Consider the following 26,724-nt stretch of genomic DNA (forward strand, 5'->3'; position numbering starts at 1 on the left):
GACCTTATGAAAGCATGGATTTGGCCTTTGTGCCTGCTCACTCTGCCGGCACTGGCTCAGGCACAGGATTACCGTATTGCCTGGTCACCTGGCAGCAAACAGGCGGCGTATCTCGATGACGTAAAAAGTGCTCGTGCCAGCAGCTGGTGTGCGCCGACCTTGCCTTTGCGTATCGTCGCACAAAAGAAATTCAATGCCGATTCACTGGCAGAATTCCTTCCCGCCGTGGGTGCGTTAATGCATAAAGAGTGTAGCCAGTTGACCACTCTTAACTGGCAGGCGGTAGACAGTAAAGGGCAGCTACAGCAAAAAGGCACGGCAGTAAACAAAAACGGCTGGAAAGTCACCGCCGAACAAAGCGAGAGCGCGCAGCAGACCGCCACCGCAACAACGCCGTCACCCGCAACGTCTCTGCCCTCGCCCGAGGCGGCCGACACCGCACAGATCAGTAAATTCGAAACGCCCGACGCCTGCCATTTCAGAACCTTTTGGGGCCCTCAGTCGAGCGCGTTGTTCTTTCCCAGCGGGCAAAGCGGTCTGCATTGCGACCCGCAGGGATGGTTGAACGGTAGCGCCGAGAACCAGCCAGGCAACGGCGAAGCGCTAAATTATCTTAGCGGCTATCCGCTGCTGGGCCTGCCAGAAAATGCAGAAAAAACCGCACTCAGCGTGCTCAGCGCCAACAACCAGCGACTGATTCTGGCTAACGCCTCAGTGAAAGACAGCTGGCTAATCTTGCCCTATGACAGCAATGCACGCGCCTGGCGTTTTAAAGGAAAAATGGCGATTGAGGGCCAGCCGGGCAGTAAACAGCCCGCGCAGTTAAAAAATCTTAGCCAACAGTGGGGCCTGACCGGCAGCAACATCCCGCTAAATGCGGTTTTCATCGAGAAACTGCATCCTGAATGGCGCAATCCTGCCGCCGATACGCTGGCCAAAACCGACAACAAATAGCCAACCACACAGTGAGGCTCTGTATGACACTCCTTTCCGACATGCTGCGCAACGGCACACTGGCGCAGGCTATCGAAGCGCTACGCAGTGACATTGGCGTTCGTCCGGCAGATGCTGATCTGCGGGCATCGCTGGTGCAATTATTGTGTTTACGCGGTGACTGGCGCGGCGCACTGGCACAGCTCAAAGCCTGGAAAGTGCTGGCACCCATGGCGCTGCCGACGGTGACATTATTGAGTCAGGCGGTTGAAGGCGAACTGCAGCGTCAGCAGGTATTTAACCGCGAGGCGTCGCCAAGACTATTAAGTGATGACGCACCCTGGCTAAAGCTGATGGTGGAAGCCCTGCTCAACAACAATCTGGACGCCGATGAGAGTCGTTACCAGGCATTAGAGGCCGCGCCGCTAAATCCCGGCCAGCTGCGTCGTCAGCCGCGCCCCGGAGAAAGTGAAGCCGCTACGCTGGATTTTGCCTGGCTGACCGACGGGGACGATCGCCTCGGTCCGGTATGCGAAACGATTGTAAACGGTGTTTATCACTGGATTTCATTTAGCGCTATTGAACGAATTCAGTTTCAGCCGCCGGCCAGCGTCACTGATTTAGTATGGCGGCACTGTCTGGTCCAACTGCGTAACGGCAATGAACAGGTGTGCCAGTTGCCGGTCCGCTATCCGTTCGCCTTTTATGATGCCCTGAACACTCAAAGCGAAGAAGCACTGATGCTGGCACAAAAAACCGAATGGTCACAACCTGACGCCGCTCAGGACCTGTTTATCGGCCACGGCCAACGCGTTTGGCTAGACGACGATCGGGAATTTTCGCTACTGGAAATCGACTTATTGCAATTCAGCGAACCTGAATAATTTCTGATTTTACCTTAATCAGCCCTTCCCCTTCAGCCGGAGCCCACTTATGAAGCCCACTTCTTTGATGCCGGAAGGTGAAGACCTTTTCCGCACGGGCTATCAGGCGCGTGAAAATAATCCGCGCATGACCAGCCGTGACAAAGTGCAGCCCGGCCTGCTTGACCGATTGACCGACGACGAGCCGGAAAAGCGTGAGTTCAACCCGGCAAAAAACGTTATTACCCACAGCGAGCTGCGCCGACAGGTGTTGCGCGACTTACAGTGGCTGTTCAACTGTGTGAATAACGAAGAGCAACACGATCTCACCGCCTTTGCCGAGGTTCGTTCATCGGTGCTCAACTTTGGCGTATCTCCGCTGGCCGGTAAACGGATGTCGGATATCGAATGGAACGACGTGCAGCGCCGTTTGACGCAGGCAATTATCAATTTTGAGCCAAGAATTATCGCCCGCGACTTGCAGGTGAAATGTATTACCGACCCAAAATCGCTGGATACACACAATATTCTCTCGATCGAAATCAAGGGCAATCTGTGGTGCGTTCCCTGGCCGCTGGAATTCCTGTTTCGCACCGACATTGATTTAGAAATCGGGCACTTTGAACTTAAGGATCTCGGCTAATCATGAATCGCAAACTGCTTGAGTATTACAATCGCGAGCTTTCCTATCTGCGCGAAATGGGTGCCGAGTTTGCCGAACGCAATCCTAAAGTGGCTGGCAGGCTGGGCATGCACGGTATTGAAGTTGCCGACCCCTATGTAGAAAGATTAATGGAGGGATTTGCCTTCCTGACCTCGCGCGTACAGCTGAAAATGGACGCCGAGTTTCCACGCTTTTCCCAGCGCCTGCTGGAAATGATTTACCCCAATTATCTGGCCCCCACGCCTTCGATGGCGATCATTGAACTTCAGCCAGATAAAACCAAAGGCAACATTAACAGCGGATTTCTCATTCCTCGTGGCACGATGATTGAAAACCAGAGCATGAAACGCCGCGGCATTACCTGTAAATATCAGACGGCGCACGATGTCACGCTGCTGCCGCTGAAAATCAGCCAGGTGGAGCTGGGCGGTATTCCGGCCGATATTCCGCTGCCCTCGTCAGAGTTACAGAGTCGCGGCGCGGTGAGTGCCTTGCGTATCCGCGTCGAAAGCGAGGGCGACGTGCCGTTGAATCGCATGGCCTTCGACAAGCTGACCTTTCATCTCAGCGCGGCGGATGGTCCGGCGTTAGGTCTGCTGGAATTACTGATGCAGCACAGTGTCGGCGTGGTTTGCCAGACTTCGTCTCCCGACGGCAGCTATCGTTTATTGCCCGATAACGCGCTGCGTCAGGAAGGGTTTGACGCCGAGCAGGCGCTGTTGCCGGAAGATTTACGCAATTTCAGCGGGTATCGCCTGTTGCAGGAATATTTCGCCTTCCCGACTCGTTTTATGTTTTTCAGCATCGAAGGGATGAAACCGCTGATCGTAGAAAGTCGCGATAAACGCCAGTTCGATATTCTCATCCTGCTCGACAAGACACACAGCGAGCTGGAGCGTGTGGTTGATAACACACATTTATCCATGTTTTGCACTCCGGCGATTAACCTTTTCCCTCGCGTTGCCGAGCGCATCAACATCAGCGAAATGACCAACGAATATCATCTGGTTGTCGACAACGCCAGCCCGTTGGACTACGAGGTTTACTCGGTACAAAAGCTTTACGGCAGCGGTAAAGGGATGGAAAAAGAGCAGATCTTCCGCCCGTTCTGGAACACTTTCAGTGAGGATGAGCAAAACTACGGTGCCTATTTTTCCACCCGCCGCGAACAGCGCACGCTGTCGGAAAATGCCCGCAACTACGGCACGCGTACCGGTTATATCGGCTCAGAAGTGTTTATCTCGTTAATTGATGAACAGCAGTCACCGTGGTCGCCGGAACTGAAATATCTCCAGGCCGACGTGCTGTGTACCAACCGTGACCTGCCGCTGATTTTGATGCAGCAGGGGCAGGATGATTTTACCCTGCCGACCTCGGCACCCGTGCGCAAAGTCGTGATGCGTAAAGGCCCGACCGCGCCGCGCCCGGCATTGGCCGAAGGTGCTATCTCCTGGAAACTGATTAGCCAACTCCAGCTGGATTATCTCAGTCTGATGGATGTCGATGCAGCACAGGGCGCTGCGGCGCTGCGTCAACAGCTCGGCCTGTATGCCAATCTGGCCGAACCGGCTGTCGGCAAGCAGATTGAAGGTATTCGTCACTGTCGGCTGGAGTCGGTGTATCGCCGAGTACCGGAGCCGGGACCCATCGTGTTTGCTCGCGGGATTGCGATTAATCTCGAAGTCGACGAGCAGTCATTTTCCGGAATGAGCCCGTGGCTGCTCGGCAGTGTGCTGGAAAAGCTGTTCTCGCGCATGGTGTCAATCAACTCGTTTACCGAAATGACGCTGACCAGCCTGCAAAACGGTGAGATAGGCTATTGGCCGCCGCGCATGGGCCTGAGGACGCTGATATGAGTGAGACTCTCGCCGCGCCCGCACAATGGCGCGTGCTGGGCCGTTTGTCGGAGGATTTCTGGCAAAAACTGATGGCTTCGCCTTATCACTACGATCTGTTTCAACTGCTGCGACGGCTCGATGCTCAGGGCGGCCAGCGCTATCTACTGGGGCAGGCCCCTCATCCACACTATGAGCCGGTGCGCATCGGGCAACTGCCGTCGCTGGCCTTTGCGCCGTCAACCGTTGCCAGCGTCAAAATGCGTGCAGACTCATCGCTGCACGATATTTCGATTTACAGCTTTGGTCTGTTCGGCCCTAACGGCCCGCTGCCGCTACACATGACCGAATACGCACAGCAACGGGTCAGTCACTACGCCGACAGCAGCATGACGCAGTTTCTGGATATTTTTCATCACCGCCTGACGCTGCTGTTTTATCGCGCCTGGGCCGATGCGCAACCTACGGTTTCTCTGGATCGCGAAGACAACCGCCGCTTCAATCATTATCTGGCCAGCCTGACCGGTCGCGGTTTACCCGCTCAGCAGAACCGCGACAGCATCAGTGAACATGCACCCTTTGCGTTGGCCGGACACTTAACCCGCCAGCGTCGCACGCCGGAAGGTCTGGAAAAGGTGCTGGCTTTTTACTTCAACATCAAGGTCAGGGTGGTGCCCAACGTGCCGCAGTGGATGCACGTCGGCAGCAAAGAACAGGCCCGGCTGCGTGCCGGTCGTTCCATGCCGCGCCTGGGCCAGAGTATGTTTTTAGGCATCGCGGTGCGCGATATTCAGCACAAGTTTCGCATCGAGCTCGGCCCGCTCCGTCTTGAAGAGTATCAGCGTTTTCTTCCCGATCAGCCGTTTGCAACCCAGCTTCGCGATTGGGTGCGTCAGTATCTGGGCATCGAATTTGCCTGGGAGTTAAAGCTGGTATTGCGCAAGGAAGAGGTGTCGGGCGTCTGTATTGGTGGCCAGCAGCGGTTGGGTTACAGCAGCTGGCTGGGGCACCAGCCCGCCCCTGCAGATCGCGGCGAGCTGGTGTTTAGTCTGGATTTATAGCGCTTCTCCGGTGACAGGGAAGAAATGGAGTTGTTAATTTTCCGAGGAAAATCATGTCAGAAATCAGTCGTTCCGTCCTGTTTAACAAACTGAATGCGCCCCTGTTCTCCTCGCTCGAGAATGCCGCCGCCTTTTGCAAGCTGCGCGGTAATCCTTACGTTGAGCTGGCGCACTGGCTGCACCAGCTGATGCAGCTGCCGAACGGTGATTTGCAGGCCATTATTCGCCACTTTTCGCTGGATGAAGCCGCGCTGGCGCGTGATATTACCGCCGCGCTTGACCGCCTGCCGCGCGGCGCGAGCGCCATCTCCGACATCTCGGAACATATCGACAGCGCGGTAGAGCGCGCCTGGGTTTATAGTTCGTTAAAATTCGCAGCCGACAAGATCCGCAGCGGTGTCTTGCTGTTGGGAATTGTCAAAACCTTTAATTTACGCAGCGTGCTGACCTCTATTTCGCCACAGTTTCAGCGCCTTGGCGGCGATGAGCTGCTCAGCCAGTTCGAACTGATTTTCTCTGCCAGCGATGAGTCGAAACTGGCTCCGGCCACTCACCCTGTGGAAAACAGTTCCCCGGCGCTGGGCGCGGAAAAAACGCTGGAGAAGTACGGTCAGGATCTGACTCGCCAGGCGCGCGAGGGCAAAATCGATCCGGTCGCCGGTCGTGATGAAGAGATCCGCCAGATTGTCGATATTCTGATGCGTCGCCGTCAAAATAATCCGTTGTTAACCGGTGAGGCTGGAGTAGGTAAAACTGCCGTAGTCGAAGGATTGGCATTGCGTATCGCAGCCGGTGACGTGCCCCCGGCCCTTCGCGATGTGCAGCTCTGGTTGCTGGATATCGGCATGTTGCAAGCCGGTGCAGGAATGAAAGGTGAGTTTGAAGCACGATTGCAGGCGGTGATCAATGAGGTGCAGTCCAGCCCTACGCCTGTGGTGCTGTTTATCGACGAGATCCACCAGCTTATTGGTGCAGGCGGGCAACAGGGAACCGGTGATGCCGCCAATCTGCTCAAACCGGCACTGGCTCGTGGCCAACTGCGCACGGTTGGCGCGACCACCTGGGCAGAGTACAAGAAATACATCGAGAAAGATCCGGCGTTAACGCGCCGTTTTCAGGTGATTCAGGTAGCGGAGCCGAGTGAGGAAAAAGCGCGGCTGATGCTGCGTAATATCGCGGCCTCTCTCGAGGCACATCATCAGGTTTTGCTGTTGGATGAGGCAGTAGAAGCCGCCGTTCGGCTGTCGCACCGCTATATTCCCGCGCGCCAACTGCCGGACAAAGCCGTGGCGCTGCTCGATACCGCCTGCGCGCGCGTTGCGGTGAGTCAGCATAATCCGCCGCCACAGCTTGAAGACTGCCGCCACCGTATCGAGGCGCTGAAAATCGAGCAAGGCATAGTCGAGCGTGAAATCCGACTCGGTTTAGCTTCGCCGCAGCGGGCCGAAGCGCTGCAACAACAATTGATTGAACAGCAACAGCAGCAAGAACTGCTGGAAGCTCGCTGGCAGAATGAATTGAAATTAACCCGGCAGATTGGCGAAAAACGTAAACTATTGGGTGATGCCGAAACCATAAACGCTGATAGTCTGCGCGAAACGTTGCAGAGTCTTCAGCATCAGCTTCAGGTATTGCAAGGAGAGTCGCCGCTGATATATCCGGCGGTCGATGCCAACGTAGTGGCCGCCGTGGTGGCCGATTGGACCGGCATTCCACTGGGCAGAATGATCAAAGATGAAATCAACGCAGTATTGCAGCTCGCCGACACTCTTAACAAGCGCGTGGTAGGCCAGCAGCACGCCCTCGACGCCATCGCCCGCCGTATTCGCACTTCACGGGCGCAGTTGGACGATCCCAATAAGCCGGTCGGCGTGTTTCTACTCTGCGGCCCTTCCGGTGTGGGTAAAACCGAGAGCGCGCTGGCGCTGGCGGAAAGCCTGTACGGCGGCGAGCAAAACGTCATCACCATTAATATGAGCGAATTTCAGGAAGCGCACACCGTTTCGACTCTCAAGGGTGCGCCTCCGGGTTATATCGGCTATGGCGAAGGCGGCGTATTGACTGAAGCCGTGCGGCGTCGCCCTTACAGCGTGGTGCTGCTTGACGAGATCGAGAAGGCCCACCCGGACGTGCACGAAATCTTTTTCCAGGTGTTTGATAAAGGCTGGATGGAGGACGGCGAAGGTCGGCACATTGATTTTCGCAATACGGTGATCATCCTGACCTCTAACGTCGGCACCGAGCTGATTGAAGGCATGTGTGCCGACCCTTCCCTGCTGCCACAGCCCGAAGCGCTGATCGGCATGCTGCGCCAACCGCTGTTGCAGATTTTCCCGGCGGCGCTGCTGGGTCGCCTGATGGTAGTGCCATACTATCCGCTAAGCGACGACATGCTGGTCCGCATTGTTAATCTGCAACTTGCACGCGTGCAACGACGGCTGCTCGATAATCACGGCATCACTGCGCATTTCGCCGCAAGCGTTGCCGAACAGGTGGTACGCCGCTGTACCGAAACCGAGTCGGGAGGCAGAATGGTCGATGCGATTCTGACCCAAACCCTGCTTCCGCAAATCAGTCAGCTTTTGCTTTCTGCCAGCAGTGAGAACCAACGCTATCAGCAGCTAGAAGTGAGTTACCAGCAAAATGAATTTCAATATCAGTTCACAGCATAATCTCAGCATCGCGGAGTGGAATCATGTCGGGATCTAATAATAATAAAATTACGCTTGCAGCATTGCCCGTCGGATACCAATTTAACGAGTTTGAAATCAAAGAGGTGATTGGCGGCGGTGGCTTTGGCATCGTCTATCAGGTTTGGGATCATCAGCTGGAAAGGATGATTGCAATCAAAGAATATATGCCGGGGTCAATGGCTGTGCGCAATGAGGACATGACCCTCGGCCTGCGCAGCGAGCGATTCAGTAAAATTTTCCATGCCGGTTTGAACAGTTTTATTCAGGAAGCGCGGCTGCTGGCGAACTTTAATCACCCCTGCCTGCTGCACGTGCTGCGATTTTGGCAGAACAACGGCACGGCTTATATGGCGACCCTGTTGTATAGCGGCCAGACGCTGAAGGAATTGCAGCAAAAAACGCCGGAAATCATCGATGAGCAGTTTATTCGTCAACTGCTGCCGCCGCTGTTTAGCGCGTTGAAAACGCTGCACAATGCTGGTTACCTGCATCGCGATATCTCATTGGATAATATCCAGATTCAGGATAATGAGCTGCCAGTGTTACTGGATTTTGGCTCGGCGCGCAAAGAGATTGGCAACCTGTCAGATGAAACAGAAATCATGCTCAAACCGGGCTACGCGCCAATTGAACAATACACTGACGATGGTGATGGCGATCAGGGTCCCTGGACTGATATCTACGCGCTGGGAGCGGTGCTTTACACTCTGATTGTTGGGGAAGCGCCGCCAGTGAGCGTGGTGCGCAGTATTGAAGACACGCTGCAACCGCTGGCCCAGCGACAGTTGGAAGGTTATTCACTCAGCCTGTTATCGGCGATTGATCGCGCGTTGGCGTTGGCGCCCGCCGACCGACCGCAAACTGTCGATGAGCTCGCTACTTTGATGACGCTGCCGATTGCCACTACCCGTGACGTGTTGGATACCCTGCATCCGCAGCCGTTGGCAACCACAGACAGCAAAGAACAGGAGAGAATTGACAGGCCAGGCGTGGCACCCGTCGAGACTACGGGCGCAGCGAACGTAACGCCTGTTCCGCGCAGTTTGAACAAAAGACTTGTCCTGCCGCTGGGCGCGCTGGCAATCGTGCTGATAGTCGCGTTGTTGATTCATCATCATTCTGCCGCCGACCCGCAGGTAAAAAATGCAGCAGTAAATGAACAGCTCACTACCAATAAACCGTTGGAGCCTGCGACTCAGCCACCCGTGAGCGCCGCACCAAAGGCAGCGGTAACGGCCCCGGCTACGGTAGCGTCTTCCGAGACTGCGGCCCCGGCTGTCGATGCCCAAGCCAGCCAGGCATCAGCAACCGCCGCCAAGACTACAGACCCAACGCCGACGCCAGTTGATCACTCTCGGCAAAAAGCCTCGACTCCGGCGGCAGCGGTCGCCAACGTGTATCTGCAACTCACCGCTGGCGATGGACTAACGCTTGACGGCACCAGGCAGCAGGTGACACCCGATGCTCAGGGGCAGGTGAAGCTACAGCTTGCGGCTGGCGAACACCATCTGGTCGTTGAGCGTCAGGGCAAGCAGTATCCTCAGTCTCTGACTATCGACAAGCCCGGAGTCTGGTTTATTGCTGCGGTTCCCGCGACGTCGTAAAACCGCTATCGATTAACAGACTAACAAAAAGCCGAGTGCATTGATTTGCGCTCGGCTTTTTTATTTTAATTTCTGTAATAACGAATCAGCCTATGAGATTACAGAGTGCCGGTCAGATATTGGGCTTCGCCGAAGCCAAAACTCCAGTCGCCTTTGCTGTTGGTAATAAAACTTATAAACAAATCCTCGCCGCCGATACCACAATGTTTCTGGAATTCTTCAGCCAGAATCTTCATAAAATAGGTCTTTTGCTCTTCACTGCGCGGGCTGGTAAATACCCGCACTACCACCAGCTTGTCGGAGCGTGCAAAACCTAAACCGGTATCCTGGAATACCATATAGTGACTCTGATTTTCGTGAACAATCTGGTAGCGATCCCGCTCTGGGACTTCGAAAGCAGTCAATACGGCCCGGTGGGCGACATCCAAAAGTGTTTTAACCTCAGAAGCCGTGCGGCCCTTGATGATGTCAAACTGAAGTAATGGCATAAATTCCCCTGATTATTATTTGATAACAGCTCACAGGGTTACTCTGACATTTTATTGCCGGTTGAAAAAGCGCTATAGTTGAATTCATTATTCGCTATAGTGAACAATCAGCATGGCTAATCTTAAATCCGATGCTCTTTGGCATCATCTTTACTGGTTAACGGTGTTGGCCGAGCAAAAAAGTTTTACCCGTGCCGCAGAACGGCTTGAGGTAAGCAAGGCCGCATTTAGTCAAAAGATTAAAGAGCTTGAAACCGAGGTTGGGATTGCACTGGTATCGCGAACAACGCGTAGTGTCCGTCTGACCTCTGCGGGGGAAAAACTTGTGGCAGAATTGCAACAGCCATTCGCCGATATCCAGAAAAGCTTTTTTGCCATCCGAGATATGAAAGAATCGGTGCAGGGGTTAATTCGTATTACCGCGCCGGTCGCCTTCGCCAGACAGCAATTATTGCCCTGCCTTAATGAGTTCCTTAAAAGCTATCCCCAAGTTCGTATTCAGCTTGAGGTCGAGGACAGAATTGTGCCGATGGTAAACGAAGGATTTGATATTGCCATTCGCCATACTAATAATCTGCCTGAAACCAGTATTGCCCTGCCGCTATGCAGCACCAGAACTTTACTGGTCGCCTCCAAAGCCTATTTAGCCGCCCATGGCGTGCCCCGCCACCCTAACGACTTATCTGCGCACGACTGTCTTTATTATCCACGAGGTACTGAACTTCCACGCTGGATATTCGAGGAAATAGCCAACCCGATGAGTCAGCTTAAGGTCAATGTTAAAGGCCCTTTGGCGACCAATAACAGTGAGTCAATCCGTGATGCCGCTTTATCAGGAATGGGGATCGCTATGCTGCCGGACTTTAGCGCCAGAGTGGCTATTGAGGAAGGTCAATTAGAAGAGGTGCTGATGGACTGGCGAATAATAGAAGCGTTTGCCGATAAAATATGGATTTTGCGGCCTTATACTATTCATCCGCCACGCGCGGTGCTGGTATTTAGTCGGTGGCTACAGGGGCGTTTTGGCATTACAGAATAAAGGCCGCCTCTTGAGGCTCAGAGACGGCTTGGTAGCTTTTATATAAGCGCTTAAGGCAAGAATTTAATATCGGTTGGCGTGCCAATCTGCAACGTTACACCGGTCGGTGTCAAAGCCCCGCTATTGGCATCGCGATGCAACTCGACAATATTATTGGAGAAAACGTTAGCGACAAAAAGATACTGCCCGGTTTTGTCGAAAGCAAAGGCGCGCGGTTCAATACCACCGGCAGAAAAGCGATTGCTCACCGTTAATTTCCCGGTACTGGCATCGGCTTTATAGACCACGATTTCATTGGTCCTGCGGCGGTTGCCGACATAAAGGAATTTACCGTCCGGGCTAAACATAATACCCGCACCGCCTTTGTCATTTGGATCGGTGCTTTCAGTCAGGTTAGTCACCTGAATTTCAGTGAGCTTGTCGTTTTGAACCGCATAGACGTGCACCTGAGCTGACATCTCAGTGCTGGCATAGGCAAACTTGCCGTCGGCAGAGAAGGTCATGTGGCGTGGACCCTCACCCGGTTTGAAGTGCAGGTCATGCGAAGGCTCGGCGGTAAACGGTTCTTTTTTGTCGGCGTGATAGCTAAAGGCGTGAATGGTGTCTGCGCCCAAATCTGCCACAAACAGCATCTTACCGTCAGGAGTGATATTCACCGAGTGCGCATGGCCGCTGTCTTGCCTGTCGGCGACAACATGGGAGCCAGTATTGAATGGAACGTGCTGAATAGCTTTACCCAGCGAACCATCGCTATTAATAGGGAAAACACTAAATCCGGCATGATTCGGTGCTACAGAATAATTGGCGGCGAGCAGATATTTACCGTCATGGGTAATCGTCGCGTGGGTAGGCTGCTGGCCGAGGCTCTCGACCTGATTGATAATATGCAGCTTGCCATCTTTATCAACTTTCAACGCAGTAACAGAACCTGCATCATCTTCATTGGTGGTGTAAGCGAATTTGTCATCGTGGCTGTAAACAATCCATGATGGGTTGGAAATTTTAAGCACATCCAAAGGCAGCAGTGTGCCGTCTTTGTTTAAACGTACACTATAAATGCCCTGACTAGGGTAAATCGGTTTCTGCACCCCTTCGCCCTTGGTTTCACCCGTCCAACTCCCTATCAGCAGCGTTTGCTCAGGAAGATTCTTCGCTAGCGGAGCCATTGGAACACTTTCTGTGGCATAAGACATATTTGCACCTAGAAATAATGAGAATGTAGCAATTTTTAACGCCTGAACCAGTAAGGTACGTTTAAATTTTCTTTTTATCATAAAAACCTCAATAAATTGGCTGGTACAACTGCTGCTCTGACAACCCTTTCATTAACAGCAGTGCGATCTTTTCTGCCTAGAGTGGCACTGACAAAAGTCCAGTCTAAAACAGAGCTAACGCCTTCGTTACTCTGTATAAGCCGTTAACAAAAATTTTACAAGCAAACAACCTGATACGTTAAAGGACTGGCTTACAATTGGCCAAAATCTGCTTAAAAAATGTAAAAGTTGTCCAATGACGCAAAACCCTCAAAAGTTTCTCATAATGTGTAAGTGTGAGTTTGCATAATTCAATTTGTTATATTACGTTTAACGATGTAAAAACGGTGCAATTTTTAGCCGTCGATAAACTCACCACTCTTAGCGCTCAAAAAACAGGGGTTTTTATGAAAAAGTTGTTATTAACCGCAGTGTTACTGGCTACCTCTTATTCCGCAGTTTCGGCTGATATGATTTCTTCTGACGAAGCCAAACACTTCAAGCTGGTATCAGTTGGAAACATTTCGGTAAGCAGCTCAGGCGGCCAGATTAGTTCTCCAAGTGATTTACATGCTGCACTGTCCAAGCTGGCTGATGAGAAAGGCGCTAAGTATTACAGGATCATTTCGGCAAGAGAGCATGGCAACAATTTCGAAGCCGTGGCTAAAACCTATAAATAATGCCAAGTCATTGCTGAGCTTTCGCGCTCGGTAACACCGCCATTAGAAACCTATTCAGCCTGTGCGTTTTCTAACGCGCGGGCTTTTTATTCATTGAAAAGTATTCACGCCACAATATGTTAATACTCGTTAACATATCCCCTCTACAATCCCTGCTGTTGATCATCAAAACGTAACAAACAGAACTTTGCCTTGTTCGCCAAACTGATTATCAAACGATATTTTGCAATGTATTCAGGGGTAGTTATGAAGGAAGTACAGAGCTTAAGAGAAAATGTTGTTAATGAGCTGGTGCATTGGATAGAGGACAATCTTGAAGGCGATTTGAGTCTGGACAATATTTCAAAGCGCGTCGGTTATTCAAAATGGCATTTGCAAAGAGTATTCAAAAAATCAACCGGGACTGCTTTGGGAGAATATTGCCGCCGCCGCCGCTTGTCTAAAACGGCATTACTATTGCGCCTGACTAAAAAAGATATCTATGAAATTGCAATGCAATACGGTTTTGACTCTCAGCAAACTTTCACTCGCGCTTTTCGGCAAAATTTTAAACTGACACCCCACGCCTATAGAAGGGCGGAATATTTTGATATGTACGGCCTGTTACCGCCCTATTATTATACAGAACAAGAAAGTAGCGACTTAAGCATCATCAATCTTGAACCTTTGGCATTGACCGGTCATCCACATTTAACCCAATGCTCTGTCGAGAATGGGGAATGTTTTTCTCACGAGTTTCGCACAAAAACAATTACCAGCAGGCTGTCATCACTGGCAGTGGCACCCTCAAGATTCTATGGCCTGGTCGATTATACCCGCTTCAACGAGGTAGATTCTCATTACAAAGTGAGCTACACGGTGGCACTTGAGCGCGACATGAACCGCTCATTTGCTCTGGAGAGTGAAAAAATCAACATTGAGGCTGGTCGCTATGCTCGTTTTACTTTCAATGGCGATGTAAGTGGGTTCAGGGACTTCGTCTCTAAAATTTATCTCAAGGATTTGCCCGAGAAAAATTTATTGCGACGTAAGGGTTTTGATATCGAAATCCATACTCCTATCTTCGATAAAATCGATGTCGAGTATTTTAGCTGTCAATATTTAGTCCCCATCGAATAAACCTTAAGCAATTTAAGATCCGCACTTCATAATTAAAACTTATATTATATGGCCCCATCATATATTTGGGGCATACTTCTCACTTCAAAATCAAACCTCTTGTAATCTATAGGAATTTATTAGGCTATTTATTAAACGCTGATTAAAAGACGGTCTATAATTAATTATTCGCACAATAATAGTGAACAGTGTGGATTATTTGATTTACGTTCATTAGCAGATTAAGATTGTAATTAAATATTTCTAAAGTGAACTTATTCGAATGACCGACTCGGTTAATAAATAATCACTTTTATCTAAAAATGCCTCAATTGAATTCAAAAGTTTCCTCATCTTACATTTGAAAACATTTAAAGGCGAAAAACCTGCACGCATTTTCATTCCGCTCATAACCTTCTTCACACTTAATGCTTTCCCCCCAAACTTTGTCATGTTAAATATTTATCCGCGGTGCTACTGAATATTTCAAAAAAATAAAAACATTATGATTGGAGACAGGGAAAAATGCGTAATTTGAAGCGGCCAGTAATCTTGGGCGGAGTAATATTATCGGTGATTTCGGCGAGCGCTCATGCTGAAATAACCGTTTTGGATAAAAACACTACAAGTAACTCGCTGTTGGCTCCTCTTTCTATTCAAATTGGCGGTAGTATTCGTCCAGAATTTGAGTGGGAAAATACCGAGAACAAAACTCACGGCGCATCTAGCGGCCATGACGGCGGTACTCGTTTCCGCTTCAGCGGTGACTACGCGTTAGACAGCCATACATCCATTATTGGTATGTATGAGCTGGGCGTGAACATGTATCACGTACTGGGTATTGACTCTGGTTATACCAAAGGCACTGACGAGCTGAAAAAACGTAAGTTATATTACGGTTTCAAAGACGATCGCTACGGTACTTTCACCTTCGGTAAACAGTATGGCGTTTATTACGATATCGTCGGTTCAAAAAGTGACGTGTGGGACAACGATGGTCAGGCAGCTGGCGAAGGCGTAGGTCTTGCTGGTGACTTTGACGGCGGTAACCGCCCTTACGACACCTTTAAATACAAAAATACCTGGGGCAAGTTCACGGTTGAAGCGCATTACATGCTGCCGTATACCCAGACTGCTGCAACCAGCGACCTCGACTATCGTCGCCGCGGCGGCCAAGGCATCGGTGTTGATTATGCAATAACTCCGACCCTGACCTGGAGTGGCGTCTATACCAATACTCAAGCCACCGTCAAGCAAAGCCAGAATGCCAGTGAAAGCAAGTTGTATCATCAGCAAACTACCGCGACCGCTTTAACCTGGCAGCCAGGCAGCTGGTATTTGGTAGGTACAGCCAACTACTATGCCAACTATATTCCTAGCCACAAAGATAACGTGAACCAGAGTGATTTCTTCGCAGGCAGCGGCTATGGCCTGGAAGCGTTTGCGGGTTACACCTTTACCTTCAACAAGCCTTGGTTCAAGTCAATCCAGCCTTACGTTGCGGCGGATACGCTTAAGCTGAAAGGCGGCGAAGACTATGAGTCCAACCACATCTACCTGGGTACCGCGTTTGACTTCAACCATCGCATTTCCCTGTATGTTGAGCGCACTATTGCGACCTCACCAGGCGAAGATGACAAGACTTACGCTTCGTTCTACTACAACTTCTAATACCTTCCTCAGTATTTAAAGTCGTCAAGAATTTTAAAAACCGGTTCAGTGATGAGCCGGTTTTTTTATTATTGAATAAATATCGCCCAGCCTCACAAAACGAGAAGATAAGCCGGCTACATGATTGCGCCTGAGTGCATATCCACTATAAGTTACATTTTATAACGATATGTTACTAAGGATTAATAATAATGTTAAATAAATTCAAACTATCTGTCATTGCGATAACCGCCGTTTTTTCCACTCCTGTTCTGGCCGATTTCCCGCAAGGCTATCCCGCTGATTATCAAAAAATAGTGGACGGGGCAAAAAAAGAAGGCAAGGTCGTGGTGTATTCCACCACTGATACCAAAGCGGCAGGCCCGCTGATTCAAGGCTTTGAGGCGACTTACCCCGGCGTCAAAGTTGAATATAACGATATGAACAGCACCGAATTGTATAACCGCTATATCAGCGAACAGGCAGCCGGAGGCACCAGTGGTGACGTAGTGTGGAGTTCATCGATGGACACAGCTTTGAAGCTGGCTACCGATTACGCCGCTGAGTATGCCTCCCCCGAGCAAGGCCAATTGCCGAAATGGGCAGTATGGAAAAATAAAGCCTACGGCACCACCTATGAGCCGGTGGTATTTATCTATAACAAACGTCTTATCCCTGCCGCAGATGTCCCAGACTCGCATGAAGCACTGGCAAAACTCATTGCCAGCCAAACCGATAAATTCAAAAAGAAAGTCACTACCTACGATATCGAGAAATCCGGTCTTGGCTTTATGCTTTCAGTACAAGACTTCAAGGCCGATCCTGATTACTTCAAACGCCTGACTGATATCGCCAAAGGTGGCCTGACGGTGCAATCCTCCACCGGCACAATGATGGAAAGGGTCTCGTCGGGTGAAAACCTGATCGGTTTTAATATCCTTGGCTCCTACGCCGAAGCACGCGCCAAAACCGATCCGACACTGGGCATTTCGTATCCGAAAGATTATACGCTGGTGCTGTCACGGGTGAGTTTTATCACCAAAGACACCGCTAACAGCAACGCCGCCAAGCTGTGGCTCGACTATGTGCTGTCTGAAAAGGGCCAAAGCATTCTGGCAAATCAGGCCGATATTCCCTCTATCCGCAATGATATTGAAGGCAAAAATGATATTGACGGCATGACTAAAATGCTCGGCAACGCCCTGAAGCCGATTCCGGTAGACGAAACGCTGCTGGAATATTTGCAGCAGAAAAAGCGTCTGGACTATATCAAACAGTGGCGCGCCGCTGCGGCCAAATAGCCGTCGTTAAACTTCGATGCAATTCAGGGGATCCCGATGATCTGGCTCTGGTCAGTGATTCGGGTTAGTAAGAGTAGGCAAAGATGCTGCGGCGTCAAGAGCGAAGGGTTGAGTATGACTCGTTTTTCCCGGAAGTGGCAAAGCCTGCCGCGCGGCCTGGTGGTGGTGATCACAGCGCTGGCAATCTATGTACCGCTGGCGTTTATCGTGGTACAGAGTTTCCTTTCTGCGCCTTTTTTCTCACCTTCGAAAGAGTTTAGCCTGGAGTCGTTCGGCTTTATCTTTACCGATCCAGATTTCTATAAGGCATTAAAAAGCGGATTTATTCTGGCCTTTGGATTGGTGGTTATTGCCATCCCTCTTGGCGGCATCCTGGCCTTTTTAATGGTCAGAACCGACCTTCCGGGACGTCGTTTTATTGAACCGCTCATTCTGGTCCCGATTTTCGTCTCGCCGATGGTACTAGGATTCGGTTACGTGGTGGCTGCCGGACCCGTCGGCTTTTTCTCGCTGTGGGCCGAGTCGTTGTTCGGGTTTGTGCCGTGGAATATCTACTCCATGTCGAGCATCGTGGTGATCGCCGGTTTAACTCACGTGCCGCACGCTTATCTTTATATTTCCTCAGCCTTGCGCAGCGTGGGTTCTGACGTTGAAGAAGCAGCAAGGATCGCGGGCGCTTCCCCGCTTCAGGTAATGACGGCAGTCAGCCTGCCAATGGTGCGCCCGTCGATACTCTACGCCTGTGTGCTGCTGTTCTTCCTTGGGCTAGAGGTATTCGGGCTGATGCTGGTATTGGGCGATCCCGAAGGCAACCTGGTGCTTGCGACCTACCTCTATCAGCTGACCAACAAACTCGGTACCCCTTCGTATCACCTGATGGCCGCAGTAGCGGTGGTGCTTATCTGTATCACTATCCCACTGGTGATGCTGCAACGCCGCCTGATGCGCACCGCCAATCGTTTCGTCACCATGAAAGGTAAAGCCTCTCAGGCCCGTGCTTTACCGTTGGGCAAGTGGCGCTGGGTGGCTGGCGCGGTGGTCGTTCTGTGGCTAACCGTGACTATTGGTGTGCCTTTAGTCGGCGTAGTGCTGCGGGCGTTTATCTCCAACTGGGGCGTAGGCGTCTCGATTTGGGACGAAATGTCGCTCAACACTTTCCGCACAATCTGGCAGCAACCGAATCTGCTCAGAGCGATTGTCAACTCGATGGCGATAGGGGTGATCGGCGGCGCGCTGGCGGTGGTGTGCTATCTGTTCATCGGCATCGCGATGCACCGCAAACCCGACAGCGCAACGCGTTTCCTTGACTATAGCGTGCTGGTTCCTCGTGCCGTGCCGGGCTTATTGGCCGGTCTGGCCTTTTTATGGGTATTTCTGTTTCTGCCAATGTGGCTCGATCGTTCGCTCAAGGATGGACTGCTTTCTGCACTGCCGATGGCCGACTGGCTACGTGAGCACTTCATCGTTTGGCTAAGGTCACTGCGCAGCACTATTTTTAGCGTTTGGCTGGCCTATACCGTGGTATGGATGGCCTACGGCCTGCGACTTATCTCTTCAACCCTGCTGCAAGTCGCTCCTGAGCTGGAAGAGGCGGCACGCAGCACCGGTGCGTCTCGCGGCCAGATTACCCGCCATGTGACTATTCCCCTCTCCCGCTACGGCCTGATCGGCTCATGGCTGTTGATGTTCCTGATTTTCGAAAGAGAATATTCCACCGGGGTATATCTGCTGTCGCCGGGAACAGAAACCATCGGCTCGATGCTGGTTTCGCTGTGGGCGGCGGGCGCGATAGATATCGTCGCTGCGCTGTCGTTTATCAACATTCTGCTGGTGGTGGTCGGTCTGGGGATTGCCCTGCGCTTTGGAGTCAAATTACATGATTGAACTAACGGTAGATAACTTGCACTTAACCTATGGCGACAACCCGGTGCTTAAAGGGGTGTCGATGAATCTCAGGCGCGGCGAGGTCGTTTCCCTGCTGGGGCCTTCCGGCAGTGGAAAAACCACCCTGCTACGAGCGGTCGCCGGGTTGGAAAAGCCCACGCAGGGCAAAATAGTGATCGGCAAGAATACCGTTTATGACGGTACCTCGCGTTCGGAAATTCCTGCCGAGGAGCGCAATCTCGGGCTGGTGTTTCAATCCTATGCTTTGTGGCCGCATAAAACGGTGTTCGAAAATGTCGCCTATCCGCTTAAATTGCGTAAAACCTCTTCCTCAGAAACAAAGCAGCGAGTGCAAGACGTGCTCGACCAACTGGGGCTGGGGCATCTGGGTAATCGCCATCCGCATCAGCTTTCTGGTGGCCAGCAACAGCGCGTGGCAATTGGTCGTGCGCTGGTTTATAACCCGCCAGTTATCCTGTTGGACGAACCGTTATCCAACCTCGATGCCAAGCTTCGTGAAGAGGCGCGAGTTTTTCTGCGCGAACTGATTATCAAGCTGGGTCTGTCGGCGCTGATGGTAACTCACGATCAAAACGAGGCAATGGCTATTTCCGACCGCATCCTGTTGCTTAATAACGGAAAAATTGAGCAACAAGGCACGCCGCAGGAAATGTATGGCTCCCCTGCCACACTATTTACCGCCGAGTTTATGGGCAGCAACAATCGGCTGCATGGCAAGGTGACCGAAGTCAGAGACGGTCGGGCGCGAATTGAAGGCAAAGACTGGGTACTTTGGGGGCAGGCAGGCCAAGGTGTACAGGCCGGATCAGAAGGCACGGCGGTGATCCGCGTCGAACGCGTGAAAATAGCTGACGAACCAGAAGAAAATCAGCTCGAGCTGGCCTTGCTTACCAGCATGTATCTCGGCGATCGCTGGGAGTATCTGTTCCGCACTCAGGCTGATGATTTTGTGATCCGCGCCTATGGAAACGATGTCAGAGATGCCGCGCTTTGCCGCCTGTCGTTTCCCGCCAAGGACGTGTGGGTGTTCCCGAAAGCTTAAAAAACAAAGGCATAGTAAGCAGTTTGCTAGCTTATTATGCCTTAACATGTCTGTTCAGCCCTTCATCACGATAAGATAACGTTAAAGCACTTCAAGAACATTTAGGCTTAAAGCCAGCGCCAGATCACATTGTCATACAATGTGACAACTTGTTGAGCTATGCCTTCTTTCTTCTATTTCAAAGCACTGCTATAACTTTCAATAGAATTTACTCCATCCCACCTTCGTCTCAAATTCAGGGAAATGGTTATGACTTTGCGCTGCATTATTCTCGATGATTATCAAAATGTCGCCCTGACCCAGGCCGACTGGTCGATTCTAAAGCCAGCAGTGGAAATCACCGCGCTTCATAATCCAATTGTGCAGCAAGATCGCCTGGTCGAGTTGCTGGTCGACGCAGATATTTTAGTGATTATGCGCGAACGCACGCCAATCACCGCAGCATTGCTGAGCCGCCTGCCGAAGCTAAAATTGCTGGTGACTTCGGGAATGCGTAATGCTGCGGTGGATTTGCCAGCGGCGAAGGCGCAAGGCGTGACGGTGTGCGGCACGGGCAGCGGTTCAGATGCGCCGGTTGAGCTGACCTGGGCGCTGATTCTTGGTCTGGCGCGGCATCTTACTGTCGAAAATCGCTCAATTCGCAACAGTGGCCCGTGGCAGAGCACGCTGGGAATTGGGCTAAAGGGAAAAACACTCGGTCTGATCGGGCTGGGGAAGATTGGTCAGCGCATGGCGTTGATTGCTCAGGCTTTTGGGATGAAGGTTACCGCATGGAGCCAGAATCTCACCGCCGAGCGCGCGGCAGAATTTAACGTCGAGTTGGCTGAGTCAAAACAGGCACTATTGAACAACAGTGATTTTGTATCGCTGCATCTGGTGCTCAGCGATCGCAGTCGCGGCATTATCTCCGCACAGGATCTGGCGGCGATGAAATCCACAGCTTTCTTGATCAATACTTCACGTTCGGGGCTGGTGGATCAGGCCGCGTTAGTCGAGGCGCTAAACCATCGGCAGATTGCGGGGGCTGGTCTGGACGTGTTTGACAACGAGCCGCTGCCGGATAATCATCCTTATCGCCATCTGCCCAACGTATTGGCGACACCGCATTTGGGCTATGTAACCGACGACAATTACGGTATTTACTTTAATGAAGCGATTGAAGATATTCAGGCGTTTATCGCCGGCCAGCCGGTGCGGGAGCTTTAATTTATTTGCAGACGCCGGTTGCCCGTAACCCATTCAGTAAATCGAGTGCGCTGGCCGGGCAGAAAAACAGAATGTTTAGGGCGGAGATAACAGTTACTCGTTCCCTCTCCCCATTCATCAAAATTTTTTGAGCTCGATACAAATTTTATTCGCTTTTCATCACACTTTTTGTGGGTAAAAATTGCTGTACAAGCAGTTAATCGCTAACCCATGAGACTCTGATGAATTCTGCGCATCCTGAACGAAAACTGGCTTCCCGACTGGCCTCGGTTACCCCTTCTGTGACACTGGTTATTTCCCAGCTGGCGCGCCGTCTGGCCGCAGAAGGTCGCGATATCATCAACATGAGCTCCGGTGAGCTGGATTTTGATACCCCACAACATATTCAGGACGGCGCTGTTGTCGCAATGCAGGCCGGTCAGACCCGTTATACCGATGTCGGTGGCACCGCAGAGCTTAAAGCTGCAATTATCAAAAAGTTTAAACGTGATAATCAGCTCGACTATTCTGCCAAACAAATTATTGCCAGCACCGGTGCGAAACAGATCATCTTCAACGCCTTTTTAGCGACGTTGGACGCCGGTGATGAGGTTATCCTCAACGCGCCTTATTGGGTGTCTTATCCGGATATGATTCGCCTGACCGGTGCAGAACCCGTTGCGATAGTTCCAGCCGCCGACGAAGGCTTTAAACTCACCCCGGCCAGTCTTGCGGCAGCGTTGACCCCAAATACTCGTTGGCTATTGCTTAACTCGCCGGGCAATCCCAGCGGCGCGCTGTATTCGGCTGAAGAATTACAGGCGTTGGCCGCCGTATTGGCAGATTTCCCGCGCGTGCTGGTGATGTCCGATGACATTTACGAACACATTGTTTATGAAGGCCAGTTTGTTTCCTTCGCGACTGCGGTTCCAGCCATGGCTGACCGCACACTGACCATCAACGGCGTGTCCAAAACCTATGCCATGACCGGCTGGCGTCTTGGCTTCGCCAGTGGCCCCGAGTGGTTAATCAGCGCACTCGCAATGCTGCAATCTCAAAGCACCTCTTGCCCGAACGCCATCGCTCAAGCGGCAGCGATTGCTGCTTTGGAAGGCCCACAGAATTTACTGGCTGAATGGTGCGATCGTCTGCGCACTCGTCGCGACAGCGCTCTGGCTATCCTGCGCCAGTCGCCGGATCTTTGGGTTGAAACCCCGCCTTCGGCCTTCTACCTGTTTGTCGGCTGTGAAAAGCTGCTCGGGAAAACCACGCCCGCAGGCAAAACGCTGGGCAGTGACCTCGACGTCGCAGAATATTTCCTTGAACAAGCCGGCGTAGCCGTAGTTCCCGGCACCGCTTTTGGCATGGCGCCGTATTTTCGCCTGGCTTACAGCATTGCTGATGAAGACGTGGATCGCGCCTGTGAATTAATGGTTAAAGCCTGTGGGGAGCTGGTTTGATCCTCGAACTTGTCGAACCCGATCTGCAACTGGCCGCTGATTTATTCGACCAATTGCAGAAGATGAGCTTTGACGGCGTCGGCATAACTCGCGACACCTACGGCGCAGGCGAGCAGCGGGCGCACGATCTGCTGGCGCAGACCGCCGAAGCTCTAGGATTGCAAGTCAGCCGCGATGCTGCCCTTAACCTTTATATGACCCTGCCGGGCCGCAATACTTTTGCCCCGCAGGTGATCACCGGTTCGCACCTCGATTCAGTGCCGCGCGGCGGCAACTATGACGGCGCTGCGGGTGTATTGGCGGGTATTGCGGTTTTGGCAGGATGGGTCAAGGCGGGCTATCAACCAGAAATCAGTGTCACAGTCATGGCCGTTCGCGCCGAAGAAAGTGCCTGGTTTCCGCTTTCGTATTTAGGCAGTAAAGCAGCCTTTGGCCTGTTGAATGACGATTCGCTTGAGGTAAGGCGTTTCGATAACCAGCTAACGCTGAAACATCATCTCGCCGCATTGGGCGGTGACTGCAAAGGTTTGATTTCAGGCGTGCCGCATCTCTCGCCCGCAAATGTAAACTGTTTTATCGAATTGCACATTGAACAAGGCCCGATCCTTGAAAATGCCGGACAACCGTTAGGAATCGTCAGCGGTATTTGCGGTAGCCTGCGCTATCGTCAGGCCAGCGTCAGCGGGCATTATGCTCATTCGGGCGCTACGCCGCGCCTGCATCGGAAAGACGCCGTGCTGGCGGCTGCAGAATTGGTCACCGGGCTTTATCAGGACTGGATTGAATTAGAAGCACAAGGCCACCAGCTCACCGTCACTAACGGACAGCTGGCAACCGATGCATTACAGGCTGACTTTAGCAAAGTCAGCGGTGAAGTGAAATTCTGTGTCGATTTCCGTTCACGCAGCCTGGAAACGCTGGAACTGATCGACCAACGTCTTTCACACCGCATAACCACCATTGCCGCCTGTCACGGCGTGACTTTTACTCTCGGCGCACAAACGCGCAGCGCACCGGGCGTAATGGATGAAGCATTGCTCTCCCTGCTGCAAAGTGCAGCCGACGAGCAAAATATTCCAGCGATGTCACTGCAAAGCGGCGCTGGACATGATGCCGCGCTGTTCGCTGCACAGGGCGTGCCGAGCGCGATGCTGTTTGTCCGTAACGCCAACGGCAGTCACAATCCGCACGAAAGCATGGATCTAGACGATTTTGCCGCCGCCACGCGCGTACTTGGCGAAGCGCTAAAAATTCGCAGCGCCGGTGGCGGGCAATGAATGCCGGATCACTTGCCGCCGTTCTTCAAAACAACCGATTACAGCTGACTCAATCGACGAACGATACTTTCACGCACGTTGTCGATATGTTTTGCCGCTGCGGCGCGGGCTGCTTCTCCATCACCGCTGCGCAAGGCGGCGATAATTTCCAGATGCTCATGATGACCGCTAACAAAACGCTCAGGCACCTGACGAAGGTTAAACATCCGCGTTTTAAGGCGCAGACTTTCAATATATTGCATGAGCAACAGATTACCGCTGTACTGTGCCACGGCGGTATGCAGGCGGCTATCGACCTCCCAATCCTCTTGCGGACTCGGCGTTTCGTCGGCCAGCAGTTTGCGAATTCCTGCCTCGAGAGCATCTAGCTCAGCCAGCGGAACACGACCGGCTGCCAGACTGGCGGCTTCCGATTCCAGCGTGCGCCGAACGTGTAACGTTTCTACCAGCTCGCGAATTGAAAACTCTTTAACCACTGGCGTACGGCCCCCGGTGCGAATAATAAACCCTTCATTTTCTAATCGGTTAAGAGCATCGCGTACCGGCGTACGTGAAATATTCAGCAGCTCGGCCAGCCGTCTTTCCTGCAGCACAGTGTTGACCGGCAGTTCCCGGTTAATCAGCATATTCAGCAGCACTTCATAGGCTTTACTGCTGAGATTCTGCTCGCGCTCACCAATCAAATCAGACGTACTTTTGATGGAGTCCATGGTGTTATTTCACATTGACAAGACTGATAAAAAAGGCAGACACGGGTGCCTGCCCTACGTTAATTCACGCCCGTTTGCGCCCTGTCACCAGAGCGCTGAACCAGACTGTGTCACGCCATGGGTGATGACACAGTTTACTGAGGTAACGTGCGTACCGGATCTTTCGGTGCCGGATCGAAGCCCACGATTGGGGTCACGAGTTTAGCATAAGTGCCATCGGCCTTCATATCCGCCAGCGCCTTGTTCACTGCCGCCACCAGATTTGGTTTTCCTTTTTTGAAGGCGAAACCTTTCTGAATAACGCTAACGTAGTCAGGTGTTTGCGTCAGTGGCAGGTGCATGTCTTTAATCAGATAGGCGTTACCGATCGAGTCATTGATGACCCCATCGATGTTACCGTTCGCCAGGTCCTGAACCGCCGCAGTCACGTCGATATAATTTTTCAACGTTGCGCCGTGATCCACCGCCAACTGGGCATAAGTTGAAGAAACCTGTGCACCAATGCGTTTACCTTTCAAATCTTTAGCCGATTTGATGTCAGATTTCAGAGGAATAATGATACGACCGCCCGATTCAATCCAGCCATCCGAAAACACGATTGCTTTCTGACGCGCGGGGGTGATATCCATCGCGGCGCTGCTCATATCAAACTGATTGGCCTGCAAACCGACCAGAATCGAGTCCCACTTGGTGATAACCGGGGTGTATTCAAGATGCAGACGGCGCGCCACTTCTTTCATTACGCGGATCTCAAGGCCATCGAGCTGACCATTGGCGCTGCGCATGCTGAACGGGGGATCGGTACCTTCAGTGGCTACAGAAAGTTTGCCCGGAGTTAACAGCTCGAGCTGACCCGCGGTATCAGCTGCAGAAGCGAAGAAAGGCGTGGTCATCGCAGCGAGAACGGTGGCAATGCTTAGAAAATGCTTAATTTTCATGATGTCACTCTCAAGTAAGTTGGAGAAAATAAACCCTGTGTGTCGATAAAGCGTCTTCAAAACTCACGTTAAAAACCGCGCTTATGCCGCGCGTTCACTGGCCAGTAACGCCAACAGCTCGGCCATTACCGTCGCACCGAGCAAAGAGGTAATTTGCCCTGGTCCGTCGTACATCGGGCTGATTTCAGTTACGTCACAGCCCACCATGTTGATGCCCTTCAATGCGCGCAGCAGCTGCAAGGCTTCGCGCGAACTTGGCCCACCCGCCTCGGGAGTTTGCACACCCGGCGCGAATGCAGGATCGACGAAATCCATATCGAAGGTAATAAATGTTGGGCGACCGGCAGTGCGTTCGGCGATGCGCTGCGCCATCTCTTTGATACCCAAGTCAAACATCTGATCGGTGGTAAATACTTCGTAACCCAGGTCTATCGACTGAGTGATATCTGAGGTACGGAACAACGAGCCACGCAGCCCGACCTGAATAGAATGCGACGGGTCGACAATGTTTTCCTCAACCGCACGACGGAAAGGCGTACCTGCGCTGTAACGTTTATCGGCAAAGTATTTGTCCCAGGTATCGCTGTGCGAATCGAATTGCACCAGGGCGACGGGTCCGTGAACTTTAGCCACCGCGCGCAGCTCGGCCAGAGTAATCGAGTGATCACCGCCAATACCGCACGGCACGACGCCAGCGCTTGAAAGGGCATAAACCGCCTGCTCGATACGTTCCAGACACTCTTCTTCATAGCCCGGAACGACTGCCGCATCACCGGCATCGGCACAGCGCAAAGTGTCGAATACGTTGATATCATTACGGTATGGGTTGATTGGGCGCAGCATAATCGACATCGCCCTGACCGCATTTGGCCCAAAGCGTGCGCCGGTACGAAACGGCGCACCCGAATCGGATGGCAGACCAATAATCGCCGCATCGAGCTGGCTGAGATCGGTGGCCATCGGCAGGCGCATAAAGGTTGGCACGCCGCAAAAACGTGGAGTTTCCAGTGAATCAGTGGGTAAAACGCTCATTTAAAACCTCGTA

General features: G+C 52.1%; 22 protein-coding genes. 17 read left to right on the plus strand and 5 right to left on the minus strand.

What is annotated here, in order from left to right; all coding sequences use genetic code 11:
* The first annotated feature begins 6 nt into the window (after window positions 1–6).
* The 7 genes from SPM24T3_RS13315 to SPM24T3_RS13345 are packed head-to-tail and all read left to right on the plus strand — an operon-like array spanning window position 7 to window position 9,653.
* Window positions 7–954, plus strand: a complete 948-nt coding sequence (locus SPM24T3_RS13315; protein ID WP_009637290.1) for a hypothetical protein — start codon at window positions 7–9, stop codon at window positions 952–954.
* A gap of 23 nt (window positions 955–977) precedes the next feature.
* Complete coding sequence (locus tag SPM24T3_RS13320; RefSeq protein ID WP_009637291.1) at window positions 978–1,817, plus strand: type VI secretion system accessory protein TagJ; 840 nt, start codon at window positions 978–980, stop codon at window positions 1,815–1,817.
* 49 nt (window positions 1,818–1,866) lie between these two features.
* Window positions 1,867–2,439, plus strand: a complete 573-nt coding sequence (gene tssE, locus SPM24T3_RS13325; RefSeq protein ID WP_009637292.1) for a type VI secretion system baseplate subunit TssE — start codon at window positions 1,867–1,869, stop codon at window positions 2,437–2,439.
* Between the two features lie 2 nt (window positions 2,440–2,441).
* Complete coding sequence (gene tssF / locus SPM24T3_RS13330) at window positions 2,442–4,316, plus strand: type VI secretion system baseplate subunit TssF (protein WP_009637293.1); 1,875 nt, start codon at window positions 2,442–2,444, stop codon at window positions 4,314–4,316.
* A complete protein-coding gene (gene tssG / locus SPM24T3_RS13335) occupies window positions 4,313–5,356 on the plus strand; it encodes a type VI secretion system baseplate subunit TssG (protein ID WP_009637294.1) in 1,044 nt (347 codons plus the stop codon). The genes tssF and tssG overlap by 4 nt, the downstream gene beginning before the upstream one ends.
* A 53-nt stretch (window positions 5,357–5,409) precedes the next feature.
* Entirely contained in the window at window positions 5,410–8,028 is a 2,619-nt protein-coding gene (gene tssH / locus SPM24T3_RS13340) for a type VI secretion system ATPase TssH (RefSeq protein WP_009637295.1), read from the plus strand.
* Between the two features lie 23 nt (window positions 8,029–8,051).
* The gene (locus SPM24T3_RS13345) at window positions 8,052–9,653 is read left to right on the plus strand and encodes a serine/threonine-protein kinase (protein ID WP_009637296.1); all 1,602 of its coding nucleotides are present in this window, start codon (window positions 8,052–8,054) and stop codon (window positions 9,651–9,653) included.
* A 98-nt stretch (window positions 9,654–9,751) separates the two neighbouring features.
* Here the strand turns inward: SPM24T3_RS13345 and SPM24T3_RS13350 are convergent, their stop codons facing one another.
* Entirely contained in the window at window positions 9,752–10,141 is a 390-nt protein-coding gene (locus SPM24T3_RS13350; RefSeq protein WP_009637297.1) for a tautomerase family protein, read from the minus strand.
* 112 nt (window positions 10,142–10,253) lie between these two features.
* Between SPM24T3_RS13350 and SPM24T3_RS13355 the strand changes: the two genes are divergently transcribed.
* The gene (locus SPM24T3_RS13355; protein ID WP_009637298.1) at window positions 10,254–11,180 is read left to right on the plus strand and encodes a LysR family transcriptional regulator; all 927 of its coding nucleotides are present in this window, start codon (window positions 10,254–10,256) and stop codon (window positions 11,178–11,180) included.
* Between the two features lie 50 nt (window positions 11,181–11,230).
* On the opposite strand, the gene SPM24T3_RS13360 is transcribed toward SPM24T3_RS13355, so the two are convergent.
* The gene (locus tag SPM24T3_RS13360) at window positions 11,231–12,373 is read right to left on the minus strand and encodes a lactonase family protein (RefSeq protein WP_237713053.1); all 1,143 of its coding nucleotides are present in this window, start codon (window positions 12,371–12,373) and stop codon (window positions 11,231–11,233) included.
* 467 nt (window positions 12,374–12,840) lie between these two features.
* Between SPM24T3_RS13360 and SPM24T3_RS13365 the strand changes: the two genes are divergently transcribed.
* From SPM24T3_RS13365 to SPM24T3_RS13405, 9 genes are all read left to right on the plus strand, one after another.
* On the plus strand, window positions 12,841–13,113 hold the full coding sequence (locus SPM24T3_RS13365) for a DUF1471 domain-containing protein (protein WP_009637300.1): 273 nt from the start codon (window positions 12,841–12,843) through the stop codon (window positions 13,111–13,113).
* Between the two features lie 246 nt (window positions 13,114–13,359).
* Window positions 13,360–14,232: a helix-turn-helix domain-containing protein gene (locus SPM24T3_RS13370; protein WP_009637301.1), complete on the plus strand. Its 873-nt coding sequence runs from the start codon at window positions 13,360–13,362 to the stop codon at window positions 14,230–14,232.
* A gap of 504 nt (window positions 14,233–14,736) precedes the next feature.
* Entirely contained in the window at window positions 14,737–15,882 is a 1,146-nt protein-coding gene (locus SPM24T3_RS13375) for a porin (RefSeq protein ID WP_009637302.1), read from the plus strand.
* Between the two features lie 191 nt (window positions 15,883–16,073).
* Window positions 16,074–17,162: an ABC transporter substrate-binding protein gene (locus SPM24T3_RS13380; RefSeq protein ID WP_009637303.1), complete on the plus strand. Its 1,089-nt coding sequence runs from the start codon at window positions 16,074–16,076 to the stop codon at window positions 17,160–17,162.
* 114 nt (window positions 17,163–17,276) lie between these two features.
* Window positions 17,277–19,046: an iron ABC transporter permease gene (locus SPM24T3_RS13385; RefSeq protein ID WP_009637304.1), complete on the plus strand. Its 1,770-nt coding sequence runs from the start codon at window positions 17,277–17,279 to the stop codon at window positions 19,044–19,046.
* Complete coding sequence (locus SPM24T3_RS13390; protein ID WP_009637305.1) at window positions 19,039–20,109, plus strand: ABC transporter ATP-binding protein; 1,071 nt, start codon at window positions 19,039–19,041, stop codon at window positions 20,107–20,109. Before SPM24T3_RS13385 ends, SPM24T3_RS13390 begins: the two co-directional genes overlap by 8 nt.
* A gap of 249 nt (window positions 20,110–20,358) precedes the next feature.
* The gene (locus tag SPM24T3_RS13395; RefSeq protein WP_009637306.1) at window positions 20,359–21,315 is read left to right on the plus strand and encodes a D-2-hydroxyacid dehydrogenase family protein; all 957 of its coding nucleotides are present in this window, start codon (window positions 20,359–20,361) and stop codon (window positions 21,313–21,315) included.
* 221 nt (window positions 21,316–21,536) lie between these two features.
* Window positions 21,537–22,754, plus strand: a complete 1,218-nt coding sequence (locus SPM24T3_RS13400; RefSeq protein ID WP_009637307.1) for a pyridoxal phosphate-dependent aminotransferase — start codon at window positions 21,537–21,539, stop codon at window positions 22,752–22,754.
* Window positions 22,751–24,031 (plus strand): Zn-dependent hydrolase, encoded by a 1,281-nt coding sequence (locus SPM24T3_RS13405; protein ID WP_009637308.1) that lies wholly within the window; start codon window positions 22,751–22,753, stop codon window positions 24,029–24,031. Before SPM24T3_RS13400 ends, SPM24T3_RS13405 begins: the two co-directional genes overlap by 4 nt.
* Before the next feature lie 38 nt (window positions 24,032–24,069).
* Here the strand turns inward: SPM24T3_RS13405 and SPM24T3_RS13410 are convergent, their stop codons facing one another.
* From SPM24T3_RS13410 to speB, 3 genes are all read right to left on the minus strand, one after another.
* Window positions 24,070–24,741 carry a GntR family transcriptional regulator gene (locus SPM24T3_RS13410; protein WP_009637309.1) on the minus strand — a complete coding sequence of 224 codons (672 nt, stop codon included), beginning with the start codon at window positions 24,739–24,741 and terminating at the stop codon, window positions 24,070–24,072.
* Window positions 24,742–24,875: 134 nt separating this feature from the next.
* Complete coding sequence (locus SPM24T3_RS13415; RefSeq protein ID WP_009637310.1) at window positions 24,876–25,679, minus strand: transporter substrate-binding domain-containing protein; 804 nt, start codon at window positions 25,677–25,679, stop codon at window positions 24,876–24,878.
* A gap of 81 nt (window positions 25,680–25,760) precedes the next feature.
* On the minus strand, window positions 25,761–26,711 hold the full coding sequence (gene speB, locus SPM24T3_RS13420; protein ID WP_009637311.1) for an agmatinase: 951 nt from the start codon (window positions 26,709–26,711) through the stop codon (window positions 25,761–25,763).
* Between the last annotated feature and the right edge of the window lie 13 nt (window positions 26,712–26,724).

Origin of the sequence: Serratia sp. M24T3, assembly GCF_000257645.1 — a bacterium.
GTDB lineage: Bacteria > Pseudomonadota > Gammaproteobacteria > Enterobacterales > Enterobacteriaceae > Rouxiella.

Coding starts and splice junctions, on each gene's coding strand:
- SPM24T3_RS13315 (WP_009637290.1), top strand. CDS start 7: ATGAAAGCATGGATTTGGCCTTTGTGCCTGCTCACTCTGCCGGCACTG.
- SPM24T3_RS13320 (WP_009637291.1), top strand. CDS start 978: ATGACACTCCTTTCCGACATGCTGCGCAACGGCACACTGGCGCAGGCT.
- tssE (WP_009637292.1), top strand. CDS start 1,867: ATGAAGCCCACTTCTTTGATGCCGGAAGGTGAAGACCTTTTCCGCACG.
- tssF (WP_009637293.1), top strand. CDS start 2,442: ATGAATCGCAAACTGCTTGAGTATTACAATCGCGAGCTTTCCTATCTG.
- tssG (WP_009637294.1), top strand. CDS start 4,313: ATGAGTGAGACTCTCGCCGCGCCCGCACAATGGCGCGTGCTGGGCCGT.
- tssH (WP_009637295.1), top strand. CDS start 5,410: ATGTCAGAAATCAGTCGTTCCGTCCTGTTTAACAAACTGAATGCGCCC.
- SPM24T3_RS13345 (WP_009637296.1), top strand. CDS start 8,052: ATGTCGGGATCTAATAATAATAAAATTACGCTTGCAGCATTGCCCGTC.
- SPM24T3_RS13350 (WP_009637297.1), bottom strand. CDS start 10,141: ATGCCATTACTTCAGTTTGACATCATCAAGGGCCGCACGGCTTCTGAG.
- SPM24T3_RS13355 (WP_009637298.1), top strand. CDS start 10,254: ATGGCTAATCTTAAATCCGATGCTCTTTGGCATCATCTTTACTGGTTA.
- SPM24T3_RS13360 (WP_237713053.1), bottom strand. CDS start 12,373: ATGTCTTATGCCACAGAAAGTGTTCCAATGGCTCCGCTAGCGAAGAAT.
- SPM24T3_RS13365 (WP_009637300.1), top strand. CDS start 12,841: ATGAAAAAGTTGTTATTAACCGCAGTGTTACTGGCTACCTCTTATTCC.
- SPM24T3_RS13370 (WP_009637301.1), top strand. CDS start 13,360: ATGAAGGAAGTACAGAGCTTAAGAGAAAATGTTGTTAATGAGCTGGTG.
- SPM24T3_RS13375 (WP_009637302.1), top strand. CDS start 14,737: ATGCGTAATTTGAAGCGGCCAGTAATCTTGGGCGGAGTAATATTATCG.
- SPM24T3_RS13380 (WP_009637303.1), top strand. CDS start 16,074: ATGTTAAATAAATTCAAACTATCTGTCATTGCGATAACCGCCGTTTTT.
- SPM24T3_RS13385 (WP_009637304.1), top strand. CDS start 17,277: ATGACTCGTTTTTCCCGGAAGTGGCAAAGCCTGCCGCGCGGCCTGGTG.
- SPM24T3_RS13390 (WP_009637305.1), top strand. CDS start 19,039: ATGATTGAACTAACGGTAGATAACTTGCACTTAACCTATGGCGACAAC.
- SPM24T3_RS13395 (WP_009637306.1), top strand. CDS start 20,359: ATGACTTTGCGCTGCATTATTCTCGATGATTATCAAAATGTCGCCCTG.
- SPM24T3_RS13400 (WP_009637307.1), top strand. CDS start 21,537: ATGAATTCTGCGCATCCTGAACGAAAACTGGCTTCCCGACTGGCCTCG.
- SPM24T3_RS13410 (WP_009637309.1), bottom strand. CDS start 24,741: ATGGACTCCATCAAAAGTACGTCTGATTTGATTGGTGAGCGCGAGCAG.
- SPM24T3_RS13415 (WP_009637310.1), bottom strand. CDS start 25,679: ATGAAAATTAAGCATTTTCTAAGCATTGCCACCGTTCTCGCTGCGATG.
- speB (WP_009637311.1), bottom strand. CDS start 26,711: ATGAGCGTTTTACCCACTGATTCACTGGAAACTCCACGTTTTTGCGGC.